Here is a 19,400-nt window from a genome sequence, read left to right on the forward strand (position 1 = left end):
TGCTGGTGAGTACTACGACATCGCCCGAGCAGGCGACCGGGAAGCAGCCCGCGCGCGGTGAGCTGCTGCTCGAGACCCAGGGGCTGAAACGCTATTTCCCGGTCACCCGCGGGATCATCCTGCAGAAGCAGACCGGCGCGGTGAAGGCGGTCGACGGCATCGACCTGCGCATCCACGCCGGCGAGACGCTCGGCGTGGTCGGCGAGTCCGGCTGCGGGAAGACCACGACGGGCCGGCTGGTGACCCGGCTGGACGAGCCGACCGGCGGCACGATCACCTTCCAGGGCTCGGACATCACGCACCTGAGCCGGCAGCGGATGCGGCCGTTCCGGCGGGACATCCAGATGATCTTCCAGGACCCGTTCTCGTCGCTGAACCCCCGGCAGACGGTCGGCGCGATCATCTCGGCGCCGTACGACATCCAGAAGGTGAAGAGCGCCGGCGGGACCAAGAAGACCGTGCAGGAGCTGATGGAGCGGGTCGGGCTGAACCCCGAGCACTACAACCGCTACCCGCACGAGTTCTCCGGCGGCCAGCGGCAGCGGATCGGCGTCGCCCGGGCGCTCGCGCTGCGGCCGAAGCTGATCGTCTGCGACGAGCCGGTCTCGGCGCTGGACGTCTCGATCCAGGCGCAGATCGTGAACCTGCTGGAGGACCTGCAGGAGGAGTTCGACCTCGCCTACCTGTTCATCGCCCACGACCTGTCGGTGATCCGGCACATCTCCGACCGGGTCGCGGTGATGTACCTGGGCAAGGTGGTCGAGACCGCCACCCGCGACGAGCTCTACAACCACGCCCGGCACCCGTACACGCACGCGTTGCTGTCCGCGGTCCCGGAGGCCGATCCCGACGCCGAGGGGCAGCGGGAACGGATCCGGCTGACCGGCGACGTGCCGAGCCCCTTGAATCCGCCGTCCGGGTGCCGGTTCCGCACCCGGTGCTGGAAGGCGCAGGAGATCTGCGCCGCCGAGGAACCGCCGCTGGTGCAGATCGGTGCCCCCGGCCACCAGGCCGCCTGTCACTTCCCGGAGGAACGGGATGTGATCTGACGACTACGCAGTGCTTTTCCGGGTCAATCGTCGGCATGGAAGCGGTCACGATCCGGTCAACCGGCCGAATCCGCATTGCGCACTTTGTGAACTCGTGAGTTGATGTGCGCGACATCACGAAGATCACTTTCTTCGCGCCGCCGCGACCCGGCGACAAGTGTCAACACAAGGAAGGAAACACTGGCCATGGATCACCTCAAACGAACCGGAGTGGCGATCGCCGTGGGGTTCGGTCTGAGCCTGTCCGCGGTTGCCTGCGGCGGGGGAGACAGTGAAACGCCGAGCGGGCAGGCTACGGCCGGTGCCAAGGGGGGCACCGTCACCGTCTACCACGTCAGCGACGTGGAGCACCTCGACCCGGCACGAAACTTCGTCACCGATTCGCAGATGATCGGCAAGCTGATCGGCCGCACGCTGACCGACTACCGGTACGACGCCAAGGCGAAGAAGATCGTCCTGGAGAAGGACCTCGCCGAGAGCTACGAGTCCAGCCCGGACTTCAAGACCTGGACCTTCAAGCTGAAGGACGGCCTCAAGTACGAGGACGGCACGCCGATCGTGGCCGCCGACATCAAGTACAACGCCGAGCGCTCGTTCGCCGCCGACATGGCCGAGGGTGCGCCGTACGCGCACGAGTACCTCGACTGCCCGGGCTACAAGGGCCCGTACGTCGCGAACAACAACGGCGGCAAGGGCTGCACCGCGATCGAGGTCCCGGACGAGAAGACGATCGTCTTCAAGCTGAACCGCGCGGTGGCGTCGTTCGACGGCACGGCGAGCATGAAGGTCTTCTCGCCGGTGCCGAAGGCGAAGGACACCCGGACCAAGTACGACAACCACCCGGTCTCCTCGGGTCCGTACAAGATCGAGTCCTACACCCGCAAGAAGTCGCTCACCCTGGTCCGCAACGAGCACTGGGACCAGAAGACCGACCCGCTGCGCAACGCGCTGCCGGACAAGTTCGTCTTCAAGTTCGGTGACGCCGAGGCGACGGTCGACCAGCGGCTGATCGCGAACGGCACCGCGGACCAGAGCTCGCTGAGCTTCGCCGGTGTGCAGCCGGAGAACATCGCCAAGACCAACCAGGCGAGTGTCAAGGACCGCGTGGTCAAGGGCACCGACATCTGCCGCCGCTACATCGCGTTCAACCAGCAGAAGCCGCTGCTGAAGAACCAGAAGCTGCGCGAGGCGCTGTACTACGGCCTCGACCGGAACAGCTACCGCGACGGCCGCGGTGGCGAGCAGCTCGCGGCGGTGGTCGACTCGATCATTCCGCAGGACATGGAGGGCTACAAGGCGGAGGAGCACTTCAAGGCTCCGGCCGAGGGCGACCAGGCCAAGGCCAAGCAGCTGCTCACCGAGGCGGGCTACAAGGGCGAGAAGCTCGTCCTGTCGACGGCCGACTCCGGTCTGGCCGTGAAGGCCGCCGAGGCCGCCCAGGCGTCCTGGAAGGCCGTCGGGATCAACGTCGACATCCAGAAGATCCCGGGTGACAACTACTACTCGACCCAGCAGCAGGACTCCTCGGCGGCGGACCTGATCACCGCCGGCTGGTGCTACGACTGGGCGAGCCTGACGACGATCGTGCCGTCGGTCCTCGGACCCGACACGACCGCGCCGAACAAGGCCGCGCAGAACAACTACGGCCGCAGCCAGGCCGGCTGGGACAAGATGGCCGAGCTGGCCAAGGAGACCGACAAGGGCAAGATCGAGTCCGGTCTGTCCGACCTGTACGTCGAGATCATGAAGACGGCCCCGCTGGTGCCGACGGTCCAGGACCTCAACGTGTACGTGGTGGGCTCGAACCTCGACAACGTCGTGGCCGACCCGAACACCGGTGGTCTGCCTGACCTGACCCAGATCGGTGTCAAGAAAGTGAGCTGATCGCAGCGCACGGAACGCGGAGGGCGGTGCCGGCCGGCACCGCCCTCCGTGCTGTCCGTGGGCCCTCGGTGACTGTATGGGCCCGTTGTACGGGTTGTACCTGGCACCCGCTCCCGGCCGCGGACGAGAATCCTTTCCTGATCTCTTGGGGAGGAGTGACGTATGTCGGTGTACCCGACGGTTCCGGTGGTGACGAGGGACGAGCTCGCGGCGGACGTGGTCTGCGAGGTCTACGAGCTCGGGTCGCGCCGCAAGGCCCCGGCGGCGGTGCGGGAGCTGACCAGCCGTCAGGTGACCATCGGCCGGATGCTGGCGACCGGCGCGAAGGACGCCGCGATCGCGCACGAGCTGGGGCTGTCGCTGCGCACGATCCGCGCCGAGATCAGCGCGTTGATCGCCGGGCTGGGCGCGAAGTCGCGGTTCCAGGCCGGCTGCCTGCTGGTCCGCCGGTTCGGCTGAGATCCGCGGCCGGCTGGAACTGTCCGTGGGCCGACGTAGGCTTTCGGCATGGTTGAGCTTGCTGAGCGCCGGCTGCTGCTGGTGCACGCCCACCCGGACGACGAAACCATCAACAACGGTGTGACGATGGCGCGGTACGTGGCCGAGGGAGCGCACGTCACGCTGATCACCTGCACCCTCGGCGAGGAGGGCGAGGTGCTCGTCCCCGAGCTCGCGCACCTGGCCTCCGACCAGGACGACGGCCTCGGCGAGCACCGGATCGGCGAGCTCGCGAACGCGATGGCCGAGCTCGGCGTCACCGACCACCGCTTCCTCGGCGGCCCGGGCAAGTACCGCGACACCGGGATGATCTACAACGAGGAGGGCAACGCCGACGTCCCGCCGGAGACCCGCAAGGACAGCTTCTGGCAGGCCGACCTGGTCGCCGCGGCGAACGACCTGGTCCCGGTGATCCGCGAGCTCCGCCCGCAGGTCCTGGTGACCTATGACGAGTGGGGCAACTACGGCCACCCCGACCACATCAAGGCGCACCGGGTCGCGATGTACGGCGCCGCGCTGGCCGCCGCCCGGTCGTACCGTGAGGACCTCGGCCCGGCCTGGGACATCCCGAAGATCTACTGGACCGCGATGGCCGAGTCCCGGATGCGCGAGCAGCTCCGGGCGCTCCGGGACGCCGGTGACACCACGACGTTCGAGGGGATGGACCCGGACGGCCCGATGCCGCCGATGATCACCCCGGACCGGCTGATCGACTGCGTGATCGACGGCGAGGAGTTCATCGACCGGAAGATGAACGCGATGAAGGCGCACGCCACCCAGATCACCGTCGACGGCCCGTTCTTCGCGCTGTCGAACAACAACGGCAACCAGGTGTGGGCCTCGGAGCCGTACCGGCTGGTCAAGGGGACCGCGGCGCCGGGTCCTGACGGCCTGGAGCACGACCTGTTCGCCGGTCTCTGAGCCCCGCGAGCCGGTTGCCGGAGAAGTAGGCGCCGGCCAGGATCAGCACCGCCCCGATCAGCTGCGGCACGGTCGGCCGCTCGCCCAGCACGACAGCGCTGAGCGCGAGCGCGCCGACCGGTGTCAGCATCAGCAGCGCCGCTCCGACGTGGCTGGGCAACCGCGGGGAGTACGTCGCGACCAGCAGCCAGCCGATCACGGTGCCGGCGACGGCGACGCCGATCAGCCAGCCGATCACCCGCAGCCCCGGTGTGAGGTCGACGCCGTGCCACCACCAGCCGGCGACCAGCGACACCACCCCGGCCGACGCGATCACGGCGAAGTAGTTCTGGATCGGACGTCCGCCCAGGCCCGTGCGCCGCAGCAGGTACAAGAAGACCGAGTAGCAGGCGGCGGCCAGGACGGCGTGGATCGTCCCCCAGACCGGATCCGTACCGGCCGCGCCCCCGTCCACCAGACCGGCGGTCAGCGCGACGCCGAGGATCATCACCGGCACCCAGGCGACGAACCGCCACGGGACCGTCTCCCGGTCGATGGCCCAGGCCAGCAGCGGTACGCCGATCACCTGGACGTTGACCACGACGGTCGACAGGCCGGCGCCGACCTCGTCGATCGCGCGCGTCCAGAGCAGCATGTCGCCCGCGAAGAACGCGCCGCCGAGCACGCCCAGCAGCAGCTCGTTGCGCCCGGGCGCGCGGTGCCGGCGCCGCTCGAACTCCGCGGCTGCGGCGAGCAGCGGGAGGGCGAGCACACAGCGGTAGAAGCTGGCGGTTCCCGGCGACGTACCGGCCAGGTCGATCAGGACCGACGACACCGAGACGAACAGTGCTCCGGCACCGAGCCGAACCGCGGGGCCCGCCCGGTGCCGGATGCCCTGCCGGTCACGAACCATCGCCTCTCCGGTACCCAGGCCCGGCGTACCGATGCGGGCGGCGTGACAGGTCCCACACCCCGGGTTGAGGCATCAACCTGCCGGCGGGCATAACCTGCTGGGGTGTCCGCGTCGGAGCCCGGTGGGAGTGTCGCGCCCGCGGAGTTCCGTGCGGCGCTGGGCCGGTTCGCGTCCGGGATCACGATCATGAGCACGCTCCAGGACGGCGTCGCGCACGCGATGACCGCGAACGCGTTCACCTCGGTCTCGCTCGACCCGCCGCTGGTGCTGGTCTGCGTCGACAAGGGCGTCCGGATGCACGCCGCGGTCCTCGACTGCGGGTACTGGGCGGTGTCGGTGCTGTCCGGGGCGCAACAGCCGATCGCCGACCGGTTCGCCCGGTCCGGGCGCGACCTCTACACCCAGTTCGACGGCATCGGTACGACGGCCGGCCCGAAGACCGGGTGCCTCACGATCGACGGCGCGCTGTCCTGGCTCGAGTGCCGGACCTGGGCGACGTACGACGGGGGCGACCACACGATCGTGGTGGGTGAGGTGCTGAGTCTCGGAACCGGCGCGGCGGACGACCCCGGAGCGCTGATCTACTACGCCCGTCACTACCGGGAACTGCCCGGCGACTGAGCGTGCATCGCGGGGCAGGGCGGGGCAGCCCCGAGGGCTGGAACGGTCCGCAACGTCCCGTAGGATGTGCGCTTGTGCCCTGACCAAGGCTCGAGCGGGAGGAAGCTGTCCGGTGGGGAGAAAGCAGCTCGCGGGGATCATCGCCGCCGCGGGACTCGGTGTGATCGTCGTCGGGTACGGCGCCGCGTTCGCATTCGCCGGTGACAAGGTCCCCGGGGACACGACCGTGCTCGGGATTCCGCTCGGCGGCCTCTCCACGGACGACGCCAAGACCAAGCTGGCCGCCGGCCTCCAGGAGCGGGCGAACGCGCCGATCGTGCTCCAGGCGGGTGGGTCGAAGTTCCAGGTGGTGCCGGCCGAGGCCGGGCTGTCGGTCGACGTCGAGAAGACCGTCGACCAGGCCGGCGCGGGCCGCAGCCTGGCGCCGGGCCGGATCTGGCGTGCGCTCACCGGCGGCGAGGCGGTCGAGCCGGTGATCACCCAGGACGACGCGAAGCTGAAGGCCGCCGTCGAGAAGCTGGCCGGCCAGGTGAACCGCAAGGCGACCGAGGGCACGATCACCTTCCAGGGCACCAAGCCGGTCAAGCACGAGCCGGCCGAGGGCCTCGAGCTGGACACCGCGAAGGCGCCGGGGACCGTGCGGGCGGCGTACCCGTCGGACGGGAAGCCGAAGGACCTGCCGGTCGGCGTGACGAAGCCGCAGGCCGGGTCGGACGCGATCGACAAGGCGATGCAGGACTTCGCGGAGCCCGCGATGTCCGGGCCGATCCGGCTGAGCGTCGGCTCGAAGTCGGTCGACCTGGAGCCGTCCGAGCTCGCCCCGGCGCTGTCGCTGAGCGTCCAGGAGGGCAAGGTCATCCCGGCGCTGAACGCGAAGAAGCTGGAGCCGCTGTTCCAGGAGCGGTTCAAGGCCCTGGAGACGCTGCCGAAGGACGCGACGGTGCAGCTGTCCGGCGCCGGCCCGAAGGTGGTGCCGGCCGTCGACGGCATGGTCGTCGACCGGACCAAGATCGGCGCCGCGATCCTGTCGGTGCTGCCGAAGCCGACCGGCGAACGGCGGGCCGCCGTACCGCTGACTCCGACCAAGGCGAAGTTCACCACCGAGCAGGCGGCCGCGCTCGGGATCAAGGAGAAGATCGGCGACTTCACGACCCAGTTCCCGCACGCGCCGTACCGCAACACCAACATCGGCACGGCCGCCCGGAAGATCAACGGCACGCTGCTGAAGCCGAACGAGGAGTTCAGCCTGAACAAGGTGGTCGGCGAGCGGACCAAGGAGAACGGGTTCGCCGAGGGCTACATCATCAGCGGCGGGAAGTTCGAGAAGGACTTCGGCGGCGGTGTCTCGCAGTCGGCGACCACGACCTTCAACGCGGCGTTCTTCGCCGGGCTGAAGATCGTCGCGCACAAGGCGCACAGCGTGTACATCTCGCGGTACCCGGTCGGCCGCGAGGCGACCGTGGCCTGGCCGTCGGTGGACCTGAAGTTCCTCAACGACTCCGGGCACGGGCTGCTGGTGCAGACGATCTTCAAGGCGTCGACGCCGGGCAACCAGGGCAGCATCCGGGTGGTCATCTGGGGCACGAAGTTCGCCGAGGTCACCGCCGGGGCGTCGCCGAAGACGAACTTCCGGCAGCCGAAGGTGGTGTACAACCCCGCCAAGCCCTGCGAGCCGCAGGCGCCGACCGCGGGCTTCGACATCACCGTCTACCGGTACTTCGCGAAGAACGGCGTCCGGCAGAAGACCGAGTCGTTCACGACCAAGTACAACGCGGCCGACGACATCCGCTGCGGCCCGAAGCCGGGCACGACGGTGACGCCCCCGCCGGGCGGGGCCACGACGCCGCCCGGCCGCGCGACGTCAGCCACCCGCCCGGGGCGCTGAGCCAGGTTCCCGCGCGGGGCAGCAGCTGCGGGTGCTGCCTCCGCGGGTGATCAGCCGTGGTGGAGGTTGTGGAGACCGTCCGCCACCTGGTTGAAGCGGGTCTCGTCGATCACCGCGCCTTCGCGGCGGACCTCGTGCGGGTCGATCCGCAGTACCCGGTCCAGGCGGACCTCACTGGGCCGGTTGTCGCGGTCCCAGGCCCCGCTGCCGATGTCCAGCCAGACCCGGCCCCAGCGCGCCTCGTCGGCGGCGTCCCGGTCGTGGTCCTTGCTGGTCAGGATCAGCGCCAGCAGATAGGGCTCGTCCCAGCCGACGACCAGCACCGGCCGGTCCTTGCCCCGGCTGTGGTCCTCCTCGAACGGCACCCAGGTCCAGACGATCTCCCCGGGATCCGCCACCCCGTCGTCGGGATGCGGCGCGTACTCGACGCGCACCGTCCCCTCGAAGTCCCCCGCGTACTCCGGCCGCTCGACCACGTGATCCGCCATGCCACCGGAGCCTAGCCTCCTCACATCTCAGCCGGCTCACACCGTTCCACCGGTGGCGGTCGCCGTCCTGCTGGGCCTCACCGTCTTCACCGCGGCCTCGCTCGCGTGCGGCCTGGCGCCGGACACCGGCACGCTCGTCGTCGCGCGCTTCGTCCAGGGCGCCGGGGCCGCGCTGATGGTCCCGCAGGTCCTCAGCGGCATTCAGCTGCACTTCGAGGGGCCGGACCGCCTCAAGGCCCTCGGCTACTTCTCGATCGCGCTCAGCGGCGGCGCCGTCGCGGGCCAGTTGCTCGTCGTCCTCCCGCTCCTGCTCGGCTCCGAACGCGGCTGGCCCACCTGGTCCTGGCTGTGCCTCCTGCTCAGCATCCCGGCCCTCGTGCTCTTCGAGTACGGCGAACGACGCACAGCCGCCCGAACGCGCAGCTCTCCGGGGCTCTCGGCGTCGCTCTGGCGGGCTCCAGCTACGCCGCGCTCGCCGTGGACCCTGCCCGCGCGCTAGGCGTGGTTCTGGCCGGTTTCGTCGTACTGACGCTGGTCGGTGCCGCCGCGGCTCACCGGCTGGTCAGGTAGCGGTACCGGTACGCCTCGCGGAAGCCCAGGCGGGTGTACGTCGCCATCGCGGGGGCGTTGTCCAGTACCACCTCGAGGTACGTGCGGCGGCCGCCCTGGGGGCCTGCCCAGCGGGTGAGGCCCTGGACGATCGCCGTACCGAGTCCGCGGCGGCGGAAGGACGAGTCGACCTGGACCGCGTCGATGCCCAGCCAGTGGCCGGTCATCGAGCCGCGCGCGACGGCGGCCACGGCGCCGTCGAGGGTGATCGACGCGAACACGGCCTTCGGAGCGTCCTCGAGAACCTTTGGGGCCACCTCCGGTACCTCGCCTTCGAACGCGGCCGCGTACCACGCGTCGTCGGGCCGGTCGGTCAGCTGGACGTCGTACCCGGGCAGGCCGTTCGCGTGGTCCAGCGTGGTGTGCATGACGAGTACGTCGGCCTGCTCCGGGCGCGCGTCGACCCAGCCGGCGGCACGGATCGCCTCGTCAGCTGGGCTGCCGACGCGGACCTGCGCCTGAGGAGGTAGCTGGTGCCGCCTGTAGAACTCGACGGCCTGCTGCAGGGCGTCCGCGACCGGGACGCCGGGGTCTCCGGCGGGCAGCAGCGAGTTGCCGCGGCCGGTCCACCCGGCGGATGCCCGCAGCAACCACTGGCCGACGTACGACGTCTCGACGGCCGGACGGCCCAGCGCGGCGGTGAGGAAGAGCTGCTCGACGTCGACCGGCCGGAGCGGCATCTCGGGGATCGGCTTGGCCGCGGTCACGGCGCCGGCGGCGATCTCGTGCACGGTGCCGTCGGCGTGCCGGACGGTGAGCAGCTCGGGGGTCCACGCCTGCAGGACCCCGATCAGGTCTGTGAGGCCGCCGGGGATCCGGTGCCGGACGACGACACGGTGGCCGATATCACGGGCACCCAGGCCTGACACGATCCGGACTCCTGGCAAAGTGGGCGAGGTACTACCGTGATACTAGAGACACTTAGCACCACCGCATCGCAGCACCCCAGTTCAGCGCTGCGCTTGCCTGCCATAGGAGGAGTAGCAGTGACCTACGTCATCGCGCAGCCGTGTGTTGACCTGAAGGACCTCGCGTGTGTCGAGGAGTGCCCTGTCGACTGCATCTACGAGGGCAACCGGATGCTTTACATCCACCCCGACGAGTGCGTCGACTGCGGAGCGTGCGAGCCGGTCTGCCCGGTGGAGGCGATCTACTACGAGGACGACACCCCGGAGCAGTGGAAGGACTACTACACCGCGAACGTCGACTTCTTCAACGACCTCGGTTCGCCGGGCGGCGCGTCCAAGCTCGGCAAGATCGACAAGGACCACCCGTTCATCGCCGCCCTGCCCCCGCAGGAACACGACGAGTAAGCAGTCAACTGCTTGGAGTAGGGCGTCCGGTGGGCGCCCTACTTTTATTGCTCCAGCACGTCCACGTGGATGTGGTCGAGGTGGCGGAGGATCTTCGGGTCGCCGGCGCGGTCGGGCGGGGTGTAGTCCCGCCACCCGCTGTCGGAGCGCCCGCCGGCCGTCCAGATCTTGTCGCTGAAGATGACGGTCCTGATCTTGAGCAGGTCCGCCCGGGCGACCAGGTACTGCGCGATCGCCCAGCCTCGCGTGGTGTTCGCCGCCGTGATCGGCCGCACGAACACGTCCACCGCCCGCCCCTCGTAGTGCGCGGACCCCTCCATGTGCCCGGTCCGCACCCCGCCGGCGGCGTACCCGCCCGTCGAGACCCTCCCGAAGGTCCGCAGCACGTCCTTCCGGACGGCCTCCGCCCGCGGCGTCAATCCGTTGGTCCCCATCGTCTCCAGCGGCACGGCGTCGGTGTTCACGGTGCAGCTGAAGACACTCTTCGACTGCCCGGTGAGCGCCGACGCCAGCACCCGCGCGTCCGCCTCGTGGTCGGCGTACGCGTTCGGGAACGCGCTGCGCTGCACCCGGTCGGCGGCGACCGTGATCTCGAGGCTCTGGTAGTTCCGGATCTTCACCAGCGCGTCGTAGAACTTGCCGGCCGCGTAGTGCGGGTCCCGGACCTGCTGCGGCGTACCCCAGCCCTGTGACGGCCGCTGCTGGAACAGGCCGAGCGAGTCCCGGTCGCCGTGCGCCAGGTTCCGCAGGCCGGATTCCTGGTACGCCGTGGCGAGCGCGATCGTCGCGGCCCGCGCCGGCAGACCACGGCGTACGGCGACACCGGCGATGATCGCCGCGGACTCGGCCTGCTCGAAGTCCAGCACGACCTCCTGGCCGTTCACGGTCGCCGTGCACTGCTCGGTCGGCGGCAGCAGCGTGCCGATGTTCTTGCCGCCGATCCAGGCGATCCCGGCACCGACGGCGAGGCTGAGCACGCCGATGGCGCCCACGGCGATCAGGGCACCACGCTTCATCGGCATACCGCTCCCAACGTTCGGGGGCGGGGTCGGGGTTCCTGCCTCACGACCAGGTTGACGTGCCCGGCCGCGCGCCGGTTGCCGAATTCATACTTTCGGACGATCAGGCGTTCGCGTGCAGCGCCTCGTTCAGCGTGATGCCCTCGCCCGTGCGCGGACGGGCCTCGACGGCGCCGGTGACCGAGTTGCGGATGAACAGCAGACCGGGCCGACCGGACAGCTCGCGGGCCTTCACGACGCTGCCGTCCGGGAGCGTGACCTTGGTGCCGGCGGTCACGTACAGCCCCGCCTCGACCACGCAGTCGTCGCCGAGCGAGATGCCGGTGCCGCCGTTCGCGCCGAGCAGGCAGCGCTTGCCGATCGAGATCACCTGCTTGCCGCCGCCGGACAGTGTGCCCATGATCGAGGCGCCGGCGCCGATGTCGCTGCCGTCGTCGACCACGACGCCGGCGACGATCCGGCCCTCGACCATCGAGGTCCCGAGGGTGCCGGCGTTGAAGTTCACGAAGCCTTCGTGCATCACGGTGGTGCCGGACGCGAGGTGCGCGCCGAGCCGGACGCGGTCCGCGTCGCCGATCCGGACGCCGGACGGTACGACGTAGTCGGTCATCCGCGGGAACTTGTCCACGCTGGTGACGCTCAGGTGCTGGCCGGCCGCGCGGGCCCGCAGCCGGACGTTCTCGATCTCGTCGACCGGGACCGGGCCGAGCGAGGTCCAGGCGTTGTTCGGGAGCGCGCCGAAGATGCCGTCCAGGTTCACGCCGTGCGGGCGGACGAGGCGGTGGCTCAGCAGGTGCAGCCGCAGGTACGCGTCCGCCGTACCGCTCGGGGCGTCCTGGAGCGCGATCTCGGTCGCCACCACCGCACGCCGGACCTGCCGGAGGTCGTCGTTCCCCTCGGCGGCGACGAGTTCGGACGGGGCCTTGGCGTCGTCCGGCCGCGTCCCGAGCTCGGGCGCCGGGTACCAGACGTCCAGGACGTCGCCGGCGGTCGTAACGGTGGCGAGGCCGAAGCCCCAGGCGTGCGTGGCGTTCTCCGTCATACCCACACCCTAATTCGGCGGCGGCCGGCGACTCACCGTGGTCTACTTTTCGGATGCTTCCACCGTGGATTCCTGGGGACGTGGTGCTGGAGGCGACCGGGGCGCCGGACCTGGACGCGGTGCACGGGGAGTTGCTGCGGCAGTGGGGCTCGTCGGAGGTGTGGCGGCTGTCGTACGGGCTGCGCAGCGTGATCGCGAAGCGCGGGACCGACACCCAGTCCGGCGAGGACGTCGTCTACGAGCGGTACGTCGTACCGCTGGAGCTGCCGGCGCCGCGGCTGCTGTACGGCGCGGACGGCGTACTGGTGCTGGAGGACGTCGGCCGGGTGACGCTGGAGCAGGAGCCGACGGCGGACGGGTTCCTCGCCGCGGCAGACCTGCTTGCGGAGATCCGGAGCCGGGAGGTGCCCGGGCCGAGCGGTTTCCCGCCGGAACGGGTCAAGGAGCTCGCCGGGCGGATCGGGCGGATCGCGTTCGATCTCGCGCCGCTGACCGAGGCGCTCGCCGCACTACACCGGGAGGCGCCGCAGCGGGTCGTGCACGGTGATTTCGTCCCGAAGAACCTGGTCTCCGACGGCACCCGGTGGACCGCCGTCGACTGGCCGCTCGGGTACGTCGCGCCGTACCTGAGCGACCTGTACACCTTGGTCCGCGATGCCGTTGCCCTCGGCCACGACCGCGGGCCGATCGTGGCGCGGTACGTCGAGAGCGCCGGGGCGGATCCGTTCCTCGTCGACCGGCAGGTGCTGGTCGGCGGGGCGTGTTTCTGCCTGCTCGCGTTGGCGTTCGTGGTCGAGGAGGGGACGCGGACGATTCCCGGGTCCGACGAGTGGATCGAGCCGTTGCTGGCCGAGCTCGCGGACGTCGTCGGACAGCTGTCGTGAGGCTGCTGGTCCTCGGCGGCACCAAGAACCTCGGCCGGCACGTCGTCGAAGCGGCACTGGCCGACGGCCACGAGGTGACGCTGTTCAACCGCGGCCTGACGAATCCCGGGCTGTTCCCGTCCGTACGCCGGATCGTCGGCGACCGGTCCGCGCCCGAGGGGCTTACCTCAGGGGAGTGGGACGGAGTGATCGACATGTCCGGGTTCCTCGTCCGGGATGTCGGGCTGAGTGCGAACGTGCTCCGCGATCGCTGCGGCCACTACACGTACATGTCCTCGATCGCCGTGTACGCGAGCAAGACCGACGTCGGCATGACTGAAGATGCTTTGCTGCTGGACTGGCCTGCGGACGCTCCCGAGGACCAGTTCTCGATGGACCTTTACGGACCGTCGAAGGTGCGCTGCGAATCGTTGCTCACCGCCACCTTCGGCGAGCGCACCGCTGCCGTCCGTTCGGGTTTCGTCGCCGGTCCGTACAACCCGGACTTCGGCAACTGGGGTCAGGCCCTCGCCCGTGGGCTCCCGATGGAGTGCGACGCCCGCCCCGACCAGCCGATCCAGTACCTCGACGCCCGCGACCTCGCGGCTTTCCTCCTGCACCTCACCGTGCACCGGATCCCCGGCCCGTTCAACGCGGTCGGGCCGACGCGCACGATGGCGGAGGTGGCCGCGGCCTGGCGTTCCGTCGTACCCGATCCGCCGGCGATGGACTGGTCTCCGGCTGTGGAGCGCTTCCACCTGCCGCACGACGGCTCCAACGACGGCACGTTCCTGCTGGACAACAGCCGGGCTCTGGAGGCTGGTCTGCACCTGCGACCGGACGCCGAGACCGCCCGGGACTACGTCGCCTGGGTCCAGGATGGAAACATCCCGCCGGAGCCGCCGCATTGATTCGTAGGATTGCGCCGTGATCATCGAGGCAGGCGACGGGCCAGGTGGGCGGACGAGTCCGCGAGCGGGGTTCAGCAGCGTCCACGGGACGCGGTACTCCGGGACGAGCGGCGGGCGGCAGGAGGTGGCGCTGCCGGCTGACGAGCGGCTGATCGCGGCGGGGGACCGGCTGCGGTACAAGATCTACCCGGAGCTGGACGCGGAGCTGACCTACACGGCGACGTACGCGGCCGTCGAGGTCGTGTTCGCGGACGGGACGCGGCTGGACGGAGCGCGGGACCAGTACGGTCAGCCGGCCGACGCGGCAGGGCAGGGGACCGCGAAGATTCTGTACGCCGACCAGTGGAACGACGTCCAGATCGACCTGACCGCGGCCGCCGGCCGAACCGTCGCGCAGCTCGTGCTCGTCGTGGACGCACCGGACGCGGGCCACGAGTTCGCGGGCTGGATCGACGACGTCGAGATCGGCCCGGCGCCGCCGGAGCCCGACGGCTCGGACCTGGCGGCGTACGTCGACACGCGCCGCGGGACCAACGCCAGCCACGACTTCTCCCGCGGCAACACACTGCCGATCACCGCCTGGCCGAACGGGTTCAACTTCCTCACCCCGGTCACCGACGCCTCGACGCACCGCTGGCCGTACGAGTACCACCGCGCCAACAACGCGGACAACAGGCCTGAGCTCCAGGGCCTCACGTTCTCGCACCAGCCGAGCCCGTGGATGGGCGACCGCGACCAGCTGACGATCATGCCGGTCGCGACCGCCGAGCCGCTGGGCGACCCGGCCGAGCGGGCGGCGGCGTTCAGCCACGACGACGAGATCGCCCGGCCGGACCTCTACGCGGTCCGCTTGGCGAACGGCGTCCACGCCGAGCTGGCGCCAACCGACCACGGTGCGATCTTCCGCTTCGCCTTCCCGGAGGATGCGGCCGGCCGGCACCTGGTGTTCGACACGATCGACGAGAACGGCGCCTTCGAGTACGACGGGACCGCGCTGACCGGCTGGGTCGACAACGGGTCCGAGTTCGGGCGCACCCGGATGTACTGCTACGGCGTGTTCTCCGCGCCGGCCTCCTTCGGCGCGGCCCGCGGCGGGCGCGCGAACGCGCGCGCCGCGAGCTTCGACGTACCCGAGGTGACGTTGCGGATCGCGACGTCGTTCATCGGCGTGGAGCAGGCGCGGCACAACCTGTCGCTCGAGCTCGAGGGGCGCAGCTTCGAGGAGATCCAGGCCGCCGCGAACGCGATCTGGAACGAGCGGCTGCGGGTGATCCGCCCCGAGGGCGCGACGCCGCCGCAGCTGCGGACCGTCTACGGGAACCTGTACCGGCTCAACCTCTACCCCAACTCGCACTTCGAGAACGCGGGAACGCCGGATGCCCCGGAGTACCGGTATGCGAGCCCGGTGCTGCCGACGGAAGGTACGGCGACCGCGCGCGAGACCAACGCGGTCGTGAAGTCCGGGAAGATGTACGTGAACAGCGGGTTCTGGGACACGTACCGGACCGCGTGGCCGGCGTACGCGCTGTTCTACCCGACGTTGACGGCGGAGCTCGTCGACGGGTTCGTGCAGCAGTACCGCGACGGCGGGTGGATCGCGCGGTGGTCCTCGCCGGGGTACGCCGACTGCATGACGGGGACGAGCTCGGACGTGTCGTTCGCCGACGCGTACCTCAAGGGCGTGGCGCTGCCGGACCCGTTGGCGACGTACGACGCCGGCCTGCGGAACGCGACCGTCGCGCCCGAGGCGACCGAGGTCGGGCGGAAGGGCGCCGAGACCGGGTTCTTCGCCGGATACGTGAGCACCGACACCGAGGAGAGCGTGTCGTGGTCGCTGGAGGCGTACCTCAACGACTTCGGCCTGGCCGCGATGGCGACCCGGCTCGCGGCCGATCCTTCCGTTTCGGCTGAGCGCCGGGCCGAGCTGCTCGACGAGGCGGAGTACCTGCGCCGGCGGTCGCTGAACTACGTGCTGCTGTTCGACCAGTCCGTGAACTTCTTCCAGGGCCGGCGGCCGGACGGATCCTTCGCCAAGACGCCCGCCGACTTCGACCCGGAGGAGTGGGGCGGCGACTTCACCGAGACCGACGGCTGGAACTTCGCGTTCCACGTCGCCCACGACCCGCGCGGCCTGGCCAACCTGTACGGCGGCCCGCGCGAACTCGGCGCGAAACTCGACGCGTTCTTCGCGACGCCCGAGCTCGCGGTGAAGAAGGGCACGTACTCGATCGTCATCCACGAGATGGTCGAGGCCCAGGCCGTCCGGATGGGCCAGTTCGGCTTCTCCAACCAGCCCGCGCACCACATCGCGTGGATGTACAACTACGCCGGCACGCCGTACAAGACCCAGGCGATCGTCCGCGAGGTACTGGACCGGCTGTACGTCGGCGAGCAGATCGGGCAGGGGTATCCCGGCGACGAGGACAACGGCGAGATGTCGGCGTGGTACCTCTTCGCGGCCCTCGGCCTGTACCCGCTCCGCGTCGGCGCACCGGAGTACGCGATCGGCTCCCCGCTGTTCCCGCGGGTCGTGCTCGAACCGCTGGGCGGGCGCGCGTTGACGATCACGGCTGCCGGGGTCGAAAGCCCTTACGTACAAGACGTCCAGGTCGACGGCAAACAGTTGCCCGTAGCATCCATAACCCACGAGACCCTGACCACCGCCACCCACCTCGACTTCACTCTGGGCGCCGAACCCTCCGACTGGGCAACCCTCGAACTCCCACCCGCCCTAACCACCGACGAGGCAGTCGCGAGCCCACTGGTTGACCTGATCCCAACCGACCCCACCAACCCTCTCTTCGACGACACCTCCGCCACCGAGGCAACAATCGAAGGCGCGGTCGCCTGGACCCTCCCCACCCCCGCAACCCCCACCCTCTACACCCTCACCTCATCCACCGCGGACGCCCCAACCGCATGGCAACTAGAAGCCTCCACCAACGGCACCACCTGGACAGTCCTCGACGAACGCACCAACCAATCCTTCCCCTGGCCCCGCCAACTCCGCCCCTTCACGATCAAGAACCCCGGCGAATACCAGCACTACCGCCTAACCTTCCCCACCCCCACCAACCTCACCCAAATCGAACTCCTCGTTTGACGATGGACGTACCTCGACCTCACGCGAGCAGAGGCGGATCGCCTCTGCGTCGCACTGGCTGCCGGCTATGAGGCGACGTCACGGTCCGAGTACTGGATCAGAACCGGCCTCTCGAAGCCCGCGGTCGTCGCCCTGGTCAACGCAATCGCCGCGCCAGGCACCCACCTCAACATCCCCCTGGAACCAGGCAACGAGCTGACCGAAAACCCCCACCGCCCCCGCCCGCCCCTCTGACCAACACCCGCCCCTGGCGCCTCGCCTGCCTGCGCCTACTTCGCCGAGTCGTGACATTCGGCTGGTCAGAACCCACCGATATCCACGACTCGACGTTTGGGTCCGGAGCCAAACGCCACGACTCGGCGTGCGCCGACAGCCGATCGCCACGACACGACGGCCCTGCACTCCGGAGGGCGCGGGCTGTCTGTGTGCGGCTGCGCGTCCGGACAACCGACAGTGGTGACCCCAGCCACGGCCGGATCGAGCACGGCCGGATCGACCACGGCCGGTTGGACATCGGGCGCACATCGTCCGCGTGTCGTTCATCCGTCCAAGCCCACGTCCACCCCCTGCTGGCCGCTCGTCAGCGTCCACCCGCCACCTCCGACCGGCTGCGGCGCCTCGCCTGCCTGCGCCTGCGTCGCCGAGTCGTGACATTCGGCTGGTCAGAACCCACCGATATCCACGACTCGACGTTTGGGTCCGGAGCCAAACGCCACGACTCGGCGTGCGCCGACAGCCAATCGCCAGGACATGACGGCCCTGCACTCCGCCCACCGCCACAGTCCGACCTGGTCAGGACCTCGACCCGCCATCACCTGTCCACCTCCGGGTACGCCGCGCAGCACCGCGCGCGCCTATGCAGAACCTCACGCGGCCGCGCCGAGGGCGCCGGGATGCCAGCCGCGCAGGGGCGTCCGATCAACGTCACCCACGTGCGGTAGGCCGAGCGGACGGTTGTCGAGCTACGTCATGCAGCACGTGGCGCCGGGGCTGTCACTCAGCGGGGCACGCTGCGCCTGCGCCGGAGGCGCCGAGAAGTGAGCCGCCGCGTAGCGGTGTCCGATGTGGGTTGCTGTCCAACGGGTGGTCGGCCTGCGCCGGGGCTGTCATCCGGTAGTACCTGACGCGCCCGCGCCGAAGGCGCCGACAAGTGAGCCGCCGCGAAGCGGCGTCCGATGTGGCTGCTGTCCGGTGGGCGGCCGGCTCGCGCCGGGGCGTCATTCGTTTGCACCTGATGCGCCTGCGCCGAAGGCGCCGACAGATGAGTCGCCGCGTAGCGGTGTCCGTTGGGCCGGTGCCAACTACTGCTTAGGTGCCGAAGTCGCTCGGATGTGGAGTTCGGTGCGGAGGGTGACGGTGGACGGTGGGCGGCCGGGGGAGGAGGTTCGGTCTTTCAGGAGCATGCCCGCCGTGCGCCCCAGTTCGTACGTCGGCTGCGCGACAGTCGTCAGGCTAGGAATGACAAGATCCGCCCACGGGATGTCGTCGAAGCCGACGATGGCGATGTCGTCCGGGGCCCGCAGCCCTTTCCGCGCCAAGCATTCCAAAGCACCGACAGTCATCAGGTTGTTGGTCGCGAACAGTGCCTCAGGCGGCTCCGGTAGCTCCAGCAGGCTTTCCATCGCGGCGTACCCGCCCGCCTCGCGGAAGTCCGCATGCCGCACCAGGTCCTTGTCGTACCGGATCCCGCCCGCCCGCAGCGCCGAGCGGTACCCGGCGAGCCGGTCCATCGCCGTCGACACCTTGCGCGGGCCGGTGATGCAGGCGATCCGCCGGTACCCGCCGTCGATCAAGTGTTTGACGCCCTCGAAGGCCCCGTGCTCGTTGTCCACGAGCACCGTGTCCGCCTCCACACCCTCCACCCGGCGGTCGATCATCACCATCGGGATCTTGGCGTCCGCGAGCAGTTGCACACCCTCGGCGGTCGACGTCGGCGAGATCACCACGCCGGCCATCTGGTCGGTGAGGACGGCCGACGCGTACGCCGCTTCCTTCGCCGGGTCCTCGTCGGAGTTGCAGAGGACGACGTGGTACCCCTCGGTCTGCGCCACGTCCTCGAGCCCGCGGACCAGCGAGGTGAAGAACGGGTTCTCGATGTCGGAGATGACCACGGCCCAGAGGTTCGTCGACGACTTCCGCAGGTTCCGCGCGACGCCGTTCGGGCGGTACCCGAGCTCCGCGACCGCGGCGCGGACCTTCTCGGTCAGCTCGGGGTCGACGTTGCGGCGGCCGCTGAGCACGCGCGACACCGTCGCCGGGGACACACCCGACCTACGCGCGACGTCGTAGATCGTCGTCATGC

Annotated in this window: 17 protein-coding genes; 11 read left to right on the top strand and 6 right to left on the bottom strand. The window is 69.9% G+C overall.

The features are described 5' to 3' along the window. The first annotated feature begins 5 nt into the window (after positions 1 to 5). From ABN611_RS20595 to mshB, 4 genes are all read left to right on the top strand, one after another. A complete protein-coding gene (locus ABN611_RS20595) occupies positions 6 to 1,049 on the top strand; it encodes a dipeptide ABC transporter ATP-binding protein (RefSeq protein ID WP_350281528.1) in 1,044 nt (347 codons plus the stop codon). 186 nt (positions 1,050 to 1,235) lie between these two features. Then, entirely contained in the window at positions 1,236 to 2,933 is a 1,698-nt protein-coding gene (locus ABN611_RS20600; protein WP_350281529.1) for an ABC transporter substrate-binding protein, read from the top strand. Positions 2,934 to 3,095: 162 nt separating this feature from the next. Beyond that, positions 3,096 to 3,392: a LuxR C-terminal-related transcriptional regulator gene (locus tag ABN611_RS20605; protein WP_350281530.1), complete on the top strand. Its 297-nt coding sequence runs from the start codon at positions 3,096 to 3,098 to the stop codon at positions 3,390 to 3,392. Between the two features lie 48 nt (positions 3,393 to 3,440). After that, a complete protein-coding gene (gene mshB / locus ABN611_RS20610; protein ID WP_350281531.1) occupies positions 3,441 to 4,352 on the top strand; it encodes an N-acetyl-1-D-myo-inositol-2-amino-2-deoxy-alpha-D-glucopyranoside deacetylase in 912 nt (303 codons plus the stop codon). Here mshB and ABN611_RS20615 read toward each other — a convergent pair. Then, complete coding sequence (locus tag ABN611_RS20615; protein ID WP_350281532.1) at positions 4,291 to 5,244, bottom strand: DMT family transporter; 954 nt, start codon at positions 5,242 to 5,244, stop codon at positions 4,291 to 4,293. The two genes, mshB and ABN611_RS20615, sit on opposite strands and share 62 nt — an antisense overlap. 102 nt (positions 5,245 to 5,346) lie before the next feature. Here ABN611_RS20615 and ABN611_RS20620 point away from each other — a divergent pair, with 102 nt between their 5' ends. Both ABN611_RS20620 and ABN611_RS20625 read left to right on the top strand, forming a co-directional pair. Beyond that, positions 5,347 to 5,865, top strand: coding sequence for a flavin reductase family protein (locus ABN611_RS20620; protein ID WP_350281533.1), 519 nt, complete (start codon positions 5,347 to 5,349; stop codon positions 5,863 to 5,865). 112 nt (positions 5,866 to 5,977) lie between these two features. Beyond that, entirely contained in the window at positions 5,978 to 7,750 is a 1,773-nt protein-coding gene (locus tag ABN611_RS20625; protein WP_350281534.1) for a VanW family protein, read from the top strand. A gap of 50 nt (positions 7,751 to 7,800) precedes the next feature. On the opposite strand, the gene ABN611_RS20630 is transcribed toward ABN611_RS20625, so the two are convergent. Further along, complete coding sequence (locus tag ABN611_RS20630; protein ID WP_350281535.1) at positions 7,801 to 8,238, bottom strand: type II toxin-antitoxin system PemK/MazF family toxin; 438 nt, start codon at positions 8,236 to 8,238, stop codon at positions 7,801 to 7,803. Between the two features lie 52 nt (positions 8,239 to 8,290). On the opposite strand from ABN611_RS20630, the gene ABN611_RS20635 reads away from it, so the two are divergent. Continuing rightward, positions 8,291 to 8,737: an MFS transporter gene (locus tag ABN611_RS20635; RefSeq protein WP_350281536.1), complete on the top strand. Its 447-nt coding sequence runs from the start codon at positions 8,291 to 8,293 to the stop codon at positions 8,735 to 8,737. A 52-nt stretch (positions 8,738 to 8,789) separates the two neighbouring features. On the opposite strand, the gene ABN611_RS20640 is transcribed toward ABN611_RS20635, so the two are convergent. Next, positions 8,790 to 9,716, bottom strand: a complete 927-nt coding sequence (locus ABN611_RS20640; protein WP_350281537.1) for a GNAT family N-acetyltransferase — start codon at positions 9,714 to 9,716, stop codon at positions 8,790 to 8,792. Between the two features lie 117 nt (positions 9,717 to 9,833). Here ABN611_RS20640 and fdxA point away from each other — a divergent pair, with 117 nt between their 5' ends. Then, positions 9,834 to 10,160: a ferredoxin gene (gene fdxA, locus ABN611_RS20645; protein ID WP_012923087.1), complete on the top strand. Its 327-nt coding sequence runs from the start codon at positions 9,834 to 9,836 to the stop codon at positions 10,158 to 10,160. 44 nt (positions 10,161 to 10,204) lie between these two features. On the opposite strand, the gene ABN611_RS20650 is transcribed toward fdxA, so the two are convergent. Together ABN611_RS20650 and dapD are read right to left on the bottom strand one after the other, a co-directional pair. Continuing rightward, positions 10,205 to 11,182, bottom strand: a complete 978-nt coding sequence (locus ABN611_RS20650) for a hypothetical protein (protein WP_350281538.1) — start codon at positions 11,180 to 11,182, stop codon at positions 10,205 to 10,207. 100 nt (positions 11,183 to 11,282) lie between these two features. Continuing rightward, positions 11,283 to 12,221, bottom strand: a complete 939-nt coding sequence (gene dapD / locus ABN611_RS20655) for a 2,3,4,5-tetrahydropyridine-2,6-dicarboxylate N-succinyltransferase (RefSeq protein ID WP_350281539.1) — start codon at positions 12,219 to 12,221, stop codon at positions 11,283 to 11,285. A 53-nt stretch (positions 12,222 to 12,274) separates the two neighbouring features. On the opposite strand from dapD, the gene ABN611_RS20660 reads away from it, so the two are divergent. The 3 genes from ABN611_RS20660 to ABN611_RS20670 are packed head-to-tail and all read left to right on the top strand — an operon-like array spanning position 12,275 to position 17,098. Further along, the gene (locus ABN611_RS20660; protein ID WP_350281540.1) at positions 12,275 to 13,105 is read left to right on the top strand and encodes a phosphotransferase; all 831 of its coding nucleotides are present in this window, start codon (positions 12,275 to 12,277) and stop codon (positions 13,103 to 13,105) included. After that, positions 13,102 to 13,995, top strand: coding sequence for an NAD-dependent dehydratase (locus tag ABN611_RS20665; protein ID WP_350281541.1), 894 nt, complete (start codon positions 13,102 to 13,104; stop codon positions 13,993 to 13,995). Before ABN611_RS20660 ends, ABN611_RS20665 begins: the two co-directional genes overlap by 4 nt. 16 nt (positions 13,996 to 14,011) lie before the next feature. Then, entirely contained in the window at positions 14,012 to 17,098 is a 3,087-nt protein-coding gene (locus ABN611_RS20670; protein ID WP_350281542.1) for a GH92 family glycosyl hydrolase, read from the top strand. 1,301 nt (positions 17,099 to 18,399) lie between these two features. Here the strand turns inward: ABN611_RS20670 and ABN611_RS20675 are convergent. Next, positions 18,400 to 19,398 (bottom strand): LacI family DNA-binding transcriptional regulator, encoded by a 999-nt coding sequence (locus tag ABN611_RS20675; protein WP_350281543.1) that lies wholly within the window; start codon positions 19,396 to 19,398, stop codon positions 18,400 to 18,402. Between the last annotated feature and the right edge of the window lie 2 nt (positions 19,399 to 19,400).

Source organism: Kribbella sp. HUAS MG21 (assembly GCF_040254265.1).
Lineage (GTDB): Bacteria > Actinomycetota > Actinomycetes > Propionibacteriales > Kribbellaceae > Kribbella.